The following is a 13,213-nucleotide window of genomic DNA, read 5'->3' as shown; positions in this document are numbered from 1 at the left end:
CCGCCCCCGCCGGCAAGTCCACGCCGGCGGATCGATGCGCTTCAAGCCGCCTTCACCCGCCCCGCCCCCGCGGCAGGCCGGATGAAGGCGGTCGACGGCCGCCGCCAGGCTCACTAAACTCCCGGCTTGGCCTTACCTCAAACAAAGCGAGAGAACCGATGATCAAGTCCCGTGCAGCCGTCGCCTGGGCGGCGAAACAGCCCCTCGAAATCACCACGGTCGACGTGGCGCCTCCCAAGGCCGGCGAGGTGCTGGTGCGCATCGTCGCCACCGGCGTGTGCCATACCGACGCCTACACCCTCTCGGGCGCCGACCCGGAAGGCATCTTCCCGGCCATCCTCGGCCATGAGGGCGGCGGCATCGTCGAGGCCATCGGCGAAGGCGTCACCTCGGTGGCAGTGGGCGACCACGTGATCCCGCTCTACACGCCGGAATGCGGCAAGTGCAAGTTCTGCCTGTCGGGCAAGACCAACCTGTGCCAGGCCATCCGCGCCACCCAGGGCAAGGGCCTGATGCCCGACGGCACCAGCCGCTTCAGCAAGGACGGCAAGCCCATCTTCCACTACATGGGCACCTCCACCTTCTCGGAATACACCGTGCTGCCCGAGATCTCGGTGGCCAAGATCAGCAAGGACGCCCCCCTCGAAAAGGTCTGCCTGCTTGGCTGCGGCGTCACCACCGGCATCGGCGCGGTGCTCAACACCGCCAAGGTCGAGGCCGGCGCCACGGTGGCGGTGTTCGGGCTGGGTGGCATCGGCCTCTCGGCGATCATCGGCGCGGTCATGGCCAAGGCCTCGCGTATCGTTGCCGTGGACGTGAACCCGGGCAAGTTCGAGATCGCCAAACAGCTGGGTGCCACCGACTGCATCAATCCCCTCGACTACGACCGGCCGATCCAGGAGGTCATCGTCGACCTCACCGACGGCGGCGTCGATTACTCCTTCGAGTGCATCGGCAACGTCAAGGTGATGCGCTCGGCGCTCGAGTGCTGCCACAAGGGCTGGGGCGAATCCATCATCATCGGCGTCGCCGGCGCCGGCGAAGAGATCTCCACCCGCCCCTTCCAGCTCGTCACCGGGCGCGTGTGGCGCGGCTCGGCCTTCGGCGGCGTGCGTGGCCGCTCCGAACTGCCCGGCTACGTCGAAAGAGCCCAGCGCGGCGAGATCCCCCTCGACACCTTCATCACCCACACGATGGGCCTCAACGACATCAACAAGGCCTTCGACCTGATGCACGAGGGCAAGAGCATCCGCACGGTGATCCACTACGACATGTGATCGGCCCCTGCCGGGCGCCTGCCCATCCCGCGGCGAAGCTGATGCGGCCTCCCGCGGGCCAGACGGGCGCCCGGCATCCGTAGCGCCCTCTTCGCCCTCCACCCGCAGGCCCGCACCATGACCCTCGCCCTCGTTTCCGAAAACCGCAGCTTCGGCGGCTGGCACCGCCGCTACCGCCATGCCTCCAGCAGCCTCGGCTGCGAGATGGTGTTTGCCGTCTATCTGCCGCCCCAGGCCGAAGCCGGCCCGGTGCCGGTGCTGTACTGGCTGTCGGGCCTCACCTGCACCGACGAGAACTTCATGCAGAAGGCCGGCGCCCAGCGCGTCGCCGCCGAGCTCGGCATCGCCATCGTCGCCCCCGACACCAGCCCCCGCGGCCCTGGCGTGCCCGGCGACCCGGACGGCGCCTGGGATTTCGGCCTCGGCGCCGGCTTCTACGTGGATGCCACCCAGGCCCCCTGGAGCACCCACTACCGGATGCACGACTACGTGGTGAACGAGCTCCCGGCCCTGGTCGAAGGCGCGCTGCCCCTCCTTCCGCGGCGAGGCATCAGCGGCCACTCGATGGGTGGGCACGGCGCGCTGGTGGCCGCCCTGCGCAACCCCGGCCGCTACCTGTCGGTGTCGGCCTTCGCGCCCATCGTCCACCCCATCGACTGCCCCTGGGGCCACAAGGCCTTCTCCCGCTACCTGGGCGACGACCGCAGCGCCTGGCGCGCCTGGGACGCCTGCGAGCTCATCGCCACCGCCCCCGAGCGCCTGCCCCTGCGGGTCGACCAGGGCGAGGCCGACAGCTTCCTCGCCGAGCAGCTCAAGCCCGAAGCCCTCGAAGCCGCCTGCCGGGCCGCCGGCCACCCCCTGCAGCTCCACCGCCATCCCGGCTACGACCACAGCTACTACTTCATCGCCAGCTTCATCGAAGCCCACCTGCGCCACCACGCGGCCGCCCTCCTCCCCTGAACCCCAGCCTTGCCGCCCACCAGGCACTGCGCGATCGGCAAAGCGCGCAGCCACGAACGACAAGGCTTCCGAATCGGTGGAAAGCCGTGCCAGTTCGGTAACGGCTTGGTAATTTTTCTCCCCCACCCCACCCATCTGCATCAGGTGTTCGAAGTGCAGCGACAAGGGCGCCCCCCCGCCCGGCGTAGAGGTCGAAAAAACAGCCTTGAGATTTTCGAATGACTGTATATGATTACAGTTAACGAGGATCTCATCATGTCGCCACGCTTCATCTGTCCCCACTGCCACAGCCCGGTCGATCCGGCCAGCCTGGAGTTCGCCTCCAGCGCCCAGGCTTACTACCGCATCTGCCCCGTCTGTGACGAAGCAGTGGTGGTTGCCCTCGCCCCGGGCCTCGCCGTCGCCGAGCGCGCTCCCGCAGCCGGCGCTCAAACAGCTCAGGAGCACGCAGCATGAGCGATCTGTCCCCGCCCCTCGCCACGGCCGCCCTGCCCGACTACCTCGCCAGCCTCAACACCGCCCAGCGCGAAGCCGCGCTGCACGGCTGCGGCCCAAATGCCGACGCCGGCCCGCTGCTGGTGATCGCCGGCGCCGGCTCGGGCAAAACCAACACCCTCGCCCATCGGGTCGCTCACCTCCTCGCCCAGGGGGCCGACCCCTCCCAGATCCTGCTGCTCACCTTCTCGCGCCGGGCCGCCGACGAGATGATCCGCCGCGTCCAGCGCATCGCCGCCAAGGTCTCGCCCCGCCACGCCCGCCTGGCTCAGGGTGGCTTTCCGTGGGCCGGCACCTTCCACAGCGTGGGCGCCCGCCTGCTCCGCGAGTTCGCCGGCCGCATCGGCCTCGACCCGGCCTTCACGATCCACGACCGCGAAGACTCCGGCGACCTCATGAACCTCATCCGCCACGAACTCGGCCTGTCGGCCAAGGGCAAGCGTTTTCCCCTCAAGGGCACCTGCCTCGCCATCTATTCGGCAGCGGTCAACACCCAGGCCTCCCTCACCGAAGTCCTGCAAACGAGCTTCCCCTGGTGCGCCGGCTGGGGGCAGGAGCTGCGCGATCTCTTCCTCGCCTACGTCGAAGCCAAGCAGGCCCAGCAGGTGCTCGACTACGACGACCTGCTCCTTTATTGGGCACAGATGGTCGCCGAACCCGAGCTCGCCCACGAGGTCGGCGCGCGCTTCAGCCACATCCTGGTAGACGAATTCCAGGACACCAACCGCCTGCAGGCCGGGCTGCTGCTGGCCATGCGGCCCGACGGGCGCGGCCTCACCGTGGTCGGTGACGACGCCCAGTCCATCTACAGCTTCCGCTGCGCCACGGTGCGCAACATCCTCGACTTTCCCGGCCAGTTCAGCACACCCGCCCGGCGCATCACCCTCGATCGCAACTACCGCTCCACCCAACCCATCCTGGCCGCCGCCAACGCCGTGATCGCCCAGGCGAAGGAGCGCTTCAGCAAGGATCTCTGGAGCGAGCGGATCTCTGGCGAAAAACCCCGGCTCGTGTCACTGCGCGACGAGTCCGATCAGGCCGCGTGGGTGGTCGATCAGGTTCTGGCCCGCCGCGAAGCCGGGCTCCGGCTCAAGGCCCAGGCGGTGCTGTTCCGCGCAGCCCACCACAGCATGCGCCTCGAGATCGAACTCACCCGGCGCAACATCCCCTTCGTGAAATTCGGCGGCCTCAAGTTTCTCGAAGCCGCCCACGTCAAGGACGTGCTGGCCATCCTGCGCTGGACGCAGAACCCCCGCGACCGCGTCTCCGGATTCCGGGCCATTCAGTTGCTACCGGGCCTCGGCCCCAAAACCGCCGGCCGCATCCTCGACAACCTCCAGGCCGCCCCACCCGGCTGCCTGCTTCTCGCCGAACAGCCCGTGCCCGAAGGCACTCGCAGCGCCTGGCAGGCCTTTGCCACAATGGTGGAGGCCCTGCGCGCCAGCACAACCTGGCCGGCCCCCATCGAACAGCTCGCCCAGTGGTACGAAGGCGAAATGGACCGCCTCTTCGACGACGCCCCGGTGCGCCAGGCCGACATCCAGCAGCTGGCCCGCATCGCCGCCACCTACCCTAGCCTCGAACGTTTTCTCACCGAACTCACCCTCGACCCGCCGGATGCCACCAGCGACGAATCCGGCGCACCGCTCCTCGACGAGGACTACCTCGTTCTATCCACCATCCATTCGGCCAAGGGCCGTGAATGGTCGGCGGTGTCGCTGCTCAACACCGTGGATGGCTGCCTGCCCTCCGACCTGGCCACCGGCAGCGAACACGAGATCGAAGAAGAAATGCGCCTGCTGTACGTGGCCATGACCCGCGCAAAAGACCACCTTGATTTGCTGGTTCCCCAGCGCTTCTACGTCACCGGCCAAGCCGCCGGCGGCGACCGCCACGTCTATGCAAACCGCACCCGCTTCATCCCCAGTCGCCTGCTTGGGTATTTCGACCAACTGAGCTGGCCACCCGCCGAACCTGCCATGCCAGCCGCCACGCCCGACCCCGGCGCCCGCCAGAACGCCATCGACCTGGCCGCCCGGATGCGGGCAATGTGGCAGTGAGCCCATACGGTCGCCAAGAGGCATCCCGCCGAGCGATGAGCCAAGAACGGGGTTCAGCTTTGCTAGCCCCACGGGCAGAAGCCACGAACACGGCAATCGTGATATTCGGGCCTATCACCTTATCACCGGAGCCCAGCCGATCACCGCCGCAGGTCAGGCACTTGGCGAGCCCACAGAACTTAGCAGGCCGCAAAGACATCGCCAGACAGCCTTGTGGCGGATTTGACCCAACATCAGCGATTGACCGGCTTCGACAGGCTCAAGCACCACCGAGCATTCGCAATCGAGCCGTCACCAACGCTCACACGGGAGCAGCCAGAAACACGCAAGTTTTCCGGGGAATGCTGCGCACGGGCTCACCACGCCCCGCCCGGTCACTCAGCCTCGCGGCGGAAGCGGGTCAGGCGCACATCCACGGTGAGCGACAACGCCGTCAGCGCGGCCGCCTTTGCGCGGCCCTCGGCGCTGGCACGGTACAGGTGGGGCGTCATCGTCAGCAGATCGCCAATCTGCTCCGCCCCTCCGAGGGTTACGGTGTAACGGAGGCTTTCAGCCGGCAGCACGCTGAAACCGGCCGGGCTCAGCGGCTCGGCAGCACGCTCTGGTTTGAGCGTCGGGTAGATGATCTCGCGCAACTCACGCAGGTGGTCCGGCCCGGCATCGACCTGCAGCAGCTCGCCACCAGGCCTGAGCACCCGGGCAAACTCCGCATAAACCGGAAAGCCGAACATGCACAGCACCCGGTCGAGCGTGGCGGGCAACACCGGCAGCTTGGCATTGCTGCCCACCACCCAGTTGGGCCGCTTGTCCTGCTTGGCTGCTGCCAGCACCGCCCATTTCGAGATGTCCAGGCCGAGCAGCGCCAGGCGCTGCCCATCTCCAGCCGCCGCCAACTCACGCAGGTAATAGCCCTCGCCACAACCCGCGTCCAGGCAGGCGGCGGCCCGGCCGGCAGGCAGGTTGGCCAGCACGGTACGGCTCACCAGCGCGGCGATGGGCTGGTAGAAACCGGCGTTCAGATAACGCCGCCGGGCGGCCACCATCTCCTTGCTGTCACCCGGATCGCGGGAGCGTTTCTGCTGGACGGGCAGCAGATTGGTGTAGCCCTGGGCGGCAAGATCGAAGCAGTGGCCGGCGTCACACCGCCAGCTCGTGCCATGGCGTCGCAGGGGGCCACCATCCAGTGGGCAGGCCAGGGCCTGGAATGGGGTGATCATGACTGCAGGCTCAGCCGGATCGCCTCGGCCAGCACCGCCGGGTCTTCGGCCCCCACCACCGCGTGGCGCCGGTCGATGATGAAGGTGGGCACCGAGGTCACGCCGAGGGCCCGCACCGCCCGCTCTTCGGCCAGCACGGCCTCACGGCCCTGGTCAGAGGCCAGCCAGACCGCCGCCGCAGTAGCGTCGTAGCCGGCTTCGGCCGCGACACGGCACAGCACCGCCCGGTCACCCACGTTCTCGCCCTGTTGAAACTGGGCACGGAACAAACCCTCGACCAGCCGTTCTGCGTCGCCCTGCTGCTGGGCCCAAAACAACAGCCGGTGGGCGTCCAGCGTATTGGCGCGCACCTGGATCTTCTCGAAGGCATATTCGAGGCCATGGGCCCGGCCAGCCTCGCGTATGCGCTCGAAGATCGCCTCGACCCGTTCGCGGCCACCGAACTTGGCGATAAGGAAAGGCATGTAAGGCTCACCCTCCGGGGGCGTGTCCGGGTTGAGAAAAAACGGCAGCCAGCGTTTGCGGCAGGAGAAATCGGGGGTGTCCTGGCGGACGAGCTCAATGGCGGCCGACAGGCGGCGCAGGCCGATAAAGCACCAGGGGCAAACGACGTCGGAGACGATTTCGATGGTCGGCATGGCGATAAAGTAGCGGCGGGGGCTGGAATGCACGCCCAGTGCGGAACGTGGAAGCCCGCATTGTTCCCCAATCCAGCCCGCCTGGCCATGCGCCATGGGGCAAACTTGCCCGGCCGGGCGATTGACTCCCCCGCCCCGGCCGCCCAGAATCCGGCGCCATGCCCAGCCTCGACACCCTCCTCGCCTTCCTCGGAATCTCCGTTCTGGTCACGCTGGCCCCCGGGCCCGACAACCTGATGGTCATCGGCCAGAGCCTGGCCCATGGGCGACGCGCCGGCCTGGCCTTCGGCATGGGCTGCGCGGCGGGCTGCCTCACCCACATCGCCTGGGCGACCCTCGGCATCGCGGCGGTGGTGCGCGCTTCGCCGGCCTTGTTCCTGGGCCTCAAGCTGGCCGGCGCGGCCTGGCTGCTGTGGCTGGGCGTTCAAGCCCTCCGGAGCGGCGGCACCCTGGCGCCGGCCCGCAACATGCCTAAGCGCCCGTGGCAGCGCGACCTCGCCCGCGGCTTCGTCGCCAACGCGCTCAACCCCAAGGTGGCGTTGTTCTTCCTGGCTTTCCTGCCCCAGTTCTCCAACCCGGCACGGGGCAGCCTTACTCTGCAGATGCTCGTCCTCGGCCTCGTCTTCATTGCCCAGACTGTTCTGATCTTCGGCAGCATGGCCCTGGCTGCCGGCAGCATCGGAGGCCTGCTGGCACGCAAACCCCGCCTCGGCCCCTGGCTCGATCGCCTGTGTGGCGTGCTTTTCATAGGGCTGGCGCTGCGGCTGGTGGTGGATGAATGAACACTGGCCCGGCACCCGGGCGTTCAGAACGCCACGGCCCCATAATCGAGCCTTCCCGCCGGGCTAGCGCCCGGCACTCAACCCGCCTTTACCACGATGCGACGCTCCCCCTCCGGCCCTCCCCCCACGCCCGCCAGCGGCGAACGCCACGACTGGCAGACCATCAAGAAGCTGCTGCCCTACCTGTGGGCCTGGAAGTGGCGGGTGATGTTCGCCCTCGGCTGCCTGATCTCCGCCAAGTTCGCCAACGTCACGGTGCCTCTGATCTTCAAACAAATCGTGGACGGCCTGGACATCTCCCGCGATCAGGCGGTCATCATCGTGCCGGCGGCGCTGCTGGCCGCCTACGGGGCGCTGCGCTTTTCGACGTCGATGTTCACCGAACTGCGCGAGATCGTCTTTGCGCGGGTCACGCAGCAGGCGGTGCGGGAGATCTCGCTGCAGGTGTTCCGCCACCTGCACGCGCTATCGCTGCGCTTTCACCTCGAGCGCCAGACCGGTGGCCTGACCCGCGACATCGAACGCGGCACCCGCTCGATCGGCTCGCTGATCAGCTACACGTTGTACTCGATCCTGCCCACGCTGGTGGAGATCAGCCTGGTGGTCGGCATCCTGCTGGTGAAGTACGAGCCGAGCTTTGCGATCATCACCCTCGTCACGCTGACGCTCTACATCACCTTCACCTTCAAGGTCACCAACTGGCGCACCGCCCTGCGCCGTCAGGCCAACGAACTCGACTCCGCCGCCAACGCCCGCGCCATCGACAGCCTGATCAACTACGAGACGGTGAAGTACTTCAACAACGAAGACTTCGAAACCCGCCGCTACGACACCGAGCTCAAAAAGTGGACGGCGGCCCAGATCACCAACCAGAAATCCCTCTCGTATCTCAACATGGGCCAGGCGGCGATCATCGCCGTGGGCGTCACCGCTATGATGTGGCGGGCCGCGTCGGGCGTGGCCGAGGGGCGCATGACGCTAGGCGACCTGGTGCTGGTCAACGCCTTCCTGATCCAGCTCTACGTGCCGCTCAACTTCCTCGGCGTGCTGTACCGAGAGATCCGCCAGTCCCTCACCGACATCGAGCGCATGTTCGGTTTGATGAGCACCCACCGGGAGATCGCCGACAGCAGCGGCGCCGGGCAGCTCGAACGGGGCCGCGCCGAGGTGCGCTTCGAGCACGTGGGCTTCGCCTACGACGCCAACCGGCCCATCCTCCACGACGTTGATTTCACGATTCCGGCCGGCGCCACGGTGGCGGTGGTCGGCCACTCGGGCTCGGGCAAATCCACCCTCGCGCGGCTGCTGTTCCGCTTTTACGACGTGCAGGCCGGTGCCGTGCGGGTGAACGGGCACGACATCCGTGAGCTCGGCCAGGACAGCCTGCGCGCGGCGATCGGTATCGTCCCCCAGGACACCGTGCTGTTCAACGACACACTCTTCTACAACATCCAGTACGGCCGCCCGGAGGCCAGCCGCGAAGAGGTCGAGGCCGCTGCCCGCGCCGCCCAGCTCGAAGACTTCATCGCGCGGCTGCCCGACGGCTGGGAGACCCGCGTCGGCGAGCGCGGGCTCAAGCTGTCGGGGGGCGAGAAGCAGCGCGTGGCGATCGCCCGCACCCTGCTCAAGAACCCCGACATCCTGATCTTCGACGAGGCCACCTCGGCCCTCGATTCACGCACCGAGAAGGCCATCCAGGCTCAGCTCGACGCCGCCGCCCGCGGCCGCACCACGCTGGTCATCGCCCACCGGTTGTCGACGGTGATGAACGCCGACGAGATCATCGTGCTCGACCAGGGCCGGATCATCGAACGTGGAACCCATACGCAACTGCTCGCCCGGGCCGGCGCCTACGCCCAGATGTGGGCCCTGCAACTGGAAGAGCGCGAGGCAGAGGAAGACCCGGCCTGAGGCGCCCAAACCACCACCAGCTTGCCGATGCTCAAATGACATCGTAGGCGGCCAGCGATGGGTTTATGCTTGCTCCAAACAATAAAGCGAGCCCGAGCCATGCCTACCCCGCTGCCGCCAGAACAACTCTACGCCGTCTGCGACCCCAGCACCCTAGGCTTCAGTAGCACCGACGAGCTGCCGGAGCTCGACTCCGCGCTAATCCACCCCCGCGCAGTCGGCGCGATGCACCTGGGGCTCGATATCCCCCACGAAGGTTACAACCTGTTCGTGCTCGGTGAGACGGGCAGCGGCCGCCACGCCATCATCCACCAGCTGCTCGAAGCCGAGCGCCGGCACGGCACGCCGCCCGCCGACTGGTGCTACGTGAACGACTTCAGCCATACCACCCGGCCCAAGCTGCTGCGCCTGCCCGGCGGTCGGGGTGCGCGGCTACGGGACGACATGCAGCATTTCGTCGAAGAGCTGATCCCGGCCATTTCGGCGGTTTTCGAGAGCGACGAGTACCGCAGCCGCATCGACGCCATGCAGGAGGAAGAAAAGCATCGCGAAGAGGCCGCCCTCCACGAGCTCGGTCATGCCGCGGCCGAGCTCGAGGTCGCCTTCCTGCGCACGCCCCACGGCTTCGCCTTCGTGCCGATGAAGAGCGCCGAGGCCACGATGTCCCAGGATGAGTTCGAGCAACTCCCCGAAGAGCGCCAGCTCGCGCTCACCGGGCACATCAAGGCCATGCACGAGCGCCTGCACAAGCTGATGAACGACTTCCCGCGCTGGCGCCGCGACATGCAGAACCGCATCAAGGAAGCCGGCAGCGAGGCCCTCCGCGCCACCGTCACCCATCTTGTGGATGACCTCAAGCCCGCCTACGCCGACCTGCCGGCGGTCGGCGCCTATCTCGACGCCGCCCTGCAGGACATCATCGAAAGCGGAGAATCCCTGCGCGAGAGCTCCCGCAGCGAGGATGACAGCGAGACCACCACCTACTCCGGGTCGATCGCCGTACAGCGCTACCTGGTCAATCTCCTCGTCGAAAACCCCGCCGACGGCGGCCGGCCGGTGGTCTACGAAGACCATCCGACCCTGCAGAACCTTGTCGGGCGCATCGAGCACGTGGTGCACATGGGCACCCTGCTGAGCAACTTCACCCTGATCCGCGCCGGCGCGCTACATCGGGCCAACGGCGGCTTCCTCGTCCTAGATGCAGTCAAGGTGCTATCCCAACCCTACGCCTGGGAAGGGCTGAAGCGTTGCCTGCGGGCCGGTGAGGTGCGGATCGAATCGCTGTCTGATCTGATCGGCCTGACCAGCACCGTCCAGATCGAGCCCGAGCCGATGGCGCTGGAGCTGAAGGTGGTGCTGATCGGAGAGCGCCTCGTCTATTACCTGCTAAGCCAGTACGACGCCGAGTTCCCCGCCCTCTTCAAGATAAACGCCGACATGGAGAGCGAGATACCGCGCTCGGCCGAGAACACCGCCCACTATGCCCGCCTGATCGCCACACTGGCCCGGCGGGACTCGCTCCCGCCCCTGTCGGCCGCGGCCGTAGCCAGGATCATCGAGCACGCCTCGCGGCTTGCCAGCGACGCCCAGCGCCTCAGCACCCGCACCCAGGCCCTCGACGACCTGCTCCACGAAGCCAGCCATTTCGCCGCAACCTCGGCGGCTCCGCGCATCGAAGTCGAGCACGTCGAGACAGCGCTGGCCGCCCACCGGCAACGCAACGAACGCTTGCGCGAACGCTATCGGGACGAAATCCTGCGCGGCACCTTGCTGGTGGACACCGCGGGGAGCCATGTGGGCCAGGTCAATGGGCTTGCGGTCATCCAGTTGGGCGACAGCAGCTTCGCCCATCCAGTGCGCATCACCGCCACCGCCCGGGTCGGCGACGGCGAAGTCATCGACATCGAGCGCGAAGTCAAGCTCGGCGGGCCGATACACTCCAAGGGCGTGCTGATCCTGTCGTCCTTCGTGGCGTCCCGCTTCGGCGCCAAGGCGCCCCTGTCGCTGCGGGCGAGCCTGGTTTTCGAGCAATCCTACGGCGGCGTCGAGGGCGACAGCGCATCTCTTGCCGAGTTGGCGGCACTGCTGTCAGCCATCGCAGGCGTGCCGCTGCACCAGTCAGTGGCGGTGAGCGGCTCGGTGAATCAGTTTGGTGCAGTCCAGGCCGTCGGAGGCATCAACGAAAAGATCGAAGGCTTTTTCGACATCTGCGTAGCCCGCGGCCTGTCGGGCGAGCAGGGCGTGCTGATACCCGCTGCCAATGTGGCCGATCTGATGCTGCGACGGGAGGTGGTCGATGCCGCCCGTGCAGGGCAGTTCCATATCTGGGCCGTCAGCGACGTCGACGAAGCCCTCGAACTTCTCACTGGCCTCACTGCCGGCAAAGCTGATGAAAAAGGTGAAATGCCCGCCGGCACCTTCAACGCCCGTGTGGCCGAAGGCCTCGCCAGACTCGCAAAAATGCGGCGCGACTTCGCTGCCACGCCCAAGCACACCGATCATAAGCCCAAGGGCTCCTGATGATGCGGGCTCAGCCACCGCTCCCGGCTGGAACACCATTGCGCTCACGACGGCTACGCAGGCAGTCCACGACCTCTTCGTCCTCAACCTGCTCGAAGCTGCGATAAAACTGCCCTACGGCCTGAAAGCCTGCCGGCGCGGACAGGCAAACCGTCTCGTCGGCATCGCCCCTGATCTCGGCAAGACTCTCCGGGGCGGCCACCGGCACCGCACAGATCAGCCATTCAGGCGCCTGCGCACGCACCGAATGCAGCGCAGCCCGCATCGTCGCCCCCGTCGCCAAGCCATCGTCGACAATGATCACCACCCGCCCCTTCAGGTCTGCCATCGATTGCTGCGGCGAATACAGTGCCCGACGGCGGCGCAGTTCCGCGAGACGGTGAGTTTTTTCGTCCTTCAGCCAAGCCCCATCGTCCTCAGATGCATCCGAGACAAAGGACCAGCCGGTCTCGTCAAGCGCACCGATCGCATATTCCGGATTCCAGCGCGAACACAATTTATGCACGAGCACCACATCCAGATCGCCATCCAGCGCATCGGCCACGATCGCAGCCATCGGCACCGCCCCTCGGGGGATCGCAAGAACAACAGGCTTCCGGCCTCGATAGCCGGCGAGCGCCGCAGCCAGCCTGCGCCCCGCATCCAGTCGATCAGCAAAGATCACGCCGGCCTCCCATCCAGCTTCAGCAGTTCAATCTTGAACTCAGGCTCATAGGGCGGGACATTGCACTCGATGACATCCGGTGGTGCGATATCGAGCCTTAGGCCAAGCACGTCTGCTCTCACAGGCAGACGCGCCGCCCCCCGATCAGCAAGCATCGCCACACGAATCTCTGCTGGCCCCTTTCGAACCAGATAATCCACCACCTTGAGCAAGGAATGCCCTGTATAGAGGACATCATCCACAATAAGCAAGGTGTAAGCACGGAGGTCCAATGCCTCATGTGAGGCATCCTCGGTAAGCTTCGTCTCTGGATACAGCAAGGTGAGATCGTCGGCATAACGCTTCACGGATAGATCCAGGCGCAACGGCGGCAAGACGCCAAAGCGCTTGATCATTTTCTCGGTCAGCCGATCAGCCAGGGGGGCACCTCGTCGCAGTATGCCGATCACCGCCACCAAGCTCCGGCCTGCAAGCAAGACAGCAGCCTGCCGAGCCATTCCCTCCAGCACGACATCAAGTTGTTTCGTGTCATAGAGAGAAGTTCGCGATCCACAGGGGCGATCCATGGTTGCCTCCAAGTGTGCGCTGGCAGATGCTCCGGTAACAAAGCTCACCGCCTGCAACAGGCGGGCATTTTCTTCCGTCTTTTCAGCTTAGGCGAAAGATGATGAGATTTCCGTTTTTCCAAA

11 protein-coding genes are annotated in these 13,213 nt (G+C 66.6%); 7 read left to right on the top strand and 4 right to left on the bottom strand.

The window, feature by feature from the left end:
- The first annotated feature begins 158 nt into the window (after positions 1-158).
- The 4 genes from ZRA01_RS18350 (at position 159) to ZRA01_RS18335 (ending at position 4,792) form a co-directional block, all read left to right on the top strand.
- Positions 159-1,277, top strand: a complete 1,119-nt coding sequence (locus tag ZRA01_RS18350; protein ID WP_141354828.1) for an S-(hydroxymethyl)glutathione dehydrogenase/class III alcohol dehydrogenase — start codon at positions 159-161, stop codon at positions 1,275-1,277.
- 117 nt (positions 1,278-1,394) lie between these two features.
- Positions 1,395-2,237: an S-formylglutathione hydrolase gene (fghA, locus tag ZRA01_RS18345; protein WP_141354827.1), complete on the top strand. Its 843-nt coding sequence runs from the start codon at positions 1,395-1,397 to the stop codon at positions 2,235-2,237.
- Positions 2,238-2,492: 255 nt separating this feature from the next.
- Positions 2,493-2,693 carry a hypothetical protein gene (locus ZRA01_RS18340; protein ID WP_141354826.1) on the top strand — a complete coding sequence of 67 codons (201 nt, stop codon included), beginning with the start codon at positions 2,493-2,495 and terminating at the stop codon, positions 2,691-2,693.
- Positions 2,690-4,792, top strand: a complete 2,103-nt coding sequence (locus ZRA01_RS18335) for an ATP-dependent helicase (RefSeq protein WP_141354825.1) — start codon at positions 2,690-2,692, stop codon at positions 4,790-4,792. Before ZRA01_RS18340 ends, ZRA01_RS18335 begins: the two co-directional genes overlap by 4 nt.
- A gap of 374 nt (positions 4,793-5,166) precedes the next feature.
- Here the strand turns inward: ZRA01_RS18335 and ZRA01_RS18330 are convergent, their stop codons facing one another.
- Together ZRA01_RS18330 and ZRA01_RS18325 are read right to left on the bottom strand one after the other, a co-directional pair.
- Complete coding sequence (locus ZRA01_RS18330; RefSeq protein WP_141354824.1) at positions 5,167-6,009, bottom strand: putative RNA methyltransferase; 843 nt, start codon at positions 6,007-6,009, stop codon at positions 5,167-5,169.
- Positions 6,006-6,647 carry a DsbA family oxidoreductase gene (locus tag ZRA01_RS18325; RefSeq protein ID WP_141354823.1) on the bottom strand — a complete coding sequence of 214 codons (642 nt, stop codon included), beginning with the start codon at positions 6,645-6,647 and terminating at the stop codon, positions 6,006-6,008. The genes ZRA01_RS18330 and ZRA01_RS18325 overlap by 4 nt, the downstream gene beginning before the upstream one ends.
- A gap of 158 nt (positions 6,648-6,805) precedes the next feature.
- Here ZRA01_RS18325 and ZRA01_RS18320 point away from each other — a divergent pair, with 158 nt between their 5' ends.
- The 3 genes from ZRA01_RS18320 (at position 6,806) to ZRA01_RS18310 (ending at position 11,860) form a co-directional block, all read left to right on the top strand.
- Positions 6,806-7,429: a LysE family translocator gene (locus ZRA01_RS18320; RefSeq protein WP_141354822.1), complete on the top strand. Its 624-nt coding sequence runs from the start codon at positions 6,806-6,808 to the stop codon at positions 7,427-7,429.
- Positions 7,430-7,525: 96 nt separating this feature from the next.
- On the top strand, positions 7,526-9,340 hold the full coding sequence (locus tag ZRA01_RS18315) for an ABCB family ABC transporter ATP-binding protein/permease (protein WP_141354821.1): 1,815 nt from the start codon (positions 7,526-7,528) through the stop codon (positions 9,338-9,340).
- Between the two features lie 99 nt (positions 9,341-9,439).
- Positions 9,440-11,860 (top strand): Lon protease family protein, encoded by a 2,421-nt coding sequence (locus ZRA01_RS18310; protein ID WP_141354820.1) that lies wholly within the window; start codon positions 9,440-9,442, stop codon positions 11,858-11,860.
- A 10-nt stretch (positions 11,861-11,870) separates the two neighbouring features.
- Here the strand turns inward: ZRA01_RS18310 and ZRA01_RS18305 are convergent, their stop codons facing one another.
- Both ZRA01_RS18305 and ZRA01_RS18300 read right to left on the bottom strand, forming a co-directional pair.
- Positions 11,871-12,524, bottom strand: a complete 654-nt coding sequence (locus ZRA01_RS18305; RefSeq protein WP_141354819.1) for a phosphoribosyltransferase — start codon at positions 12,522-12,524, stop codon at positions 11,871-11,873.
- On the bottom strand, positions 12,521-13,090 hold the full coding sequence (locus tag ZRA01_RS18300) for a phosphoribosyltransferase family protein (RefSeq protein WP_141354818.1): 570 nt from the start codon (positions 13,088-13,090) through the stop codon (positions 12,521-12,523). The genes ZRA01_RS18305 and ZRA01_RS18300 overlap by 4 nt, the downstream gene beginning before the upstream one ends.
- Positions 13,091-13,213: the final 123 nt, after the last annotated feature.

This window comes from Zoogloea ramigera (genome assembly GCF_006539865.1).
GTDB lineage: Bacteria > Pseudomonadota > Gammaproteobacteria > Burkholderiales > Rhodocyclaceae > Zoogloea > Zoogloea ramigera.
This window is presented reverse-complemented; position numbering and strand designations above follow the sequence as displayed.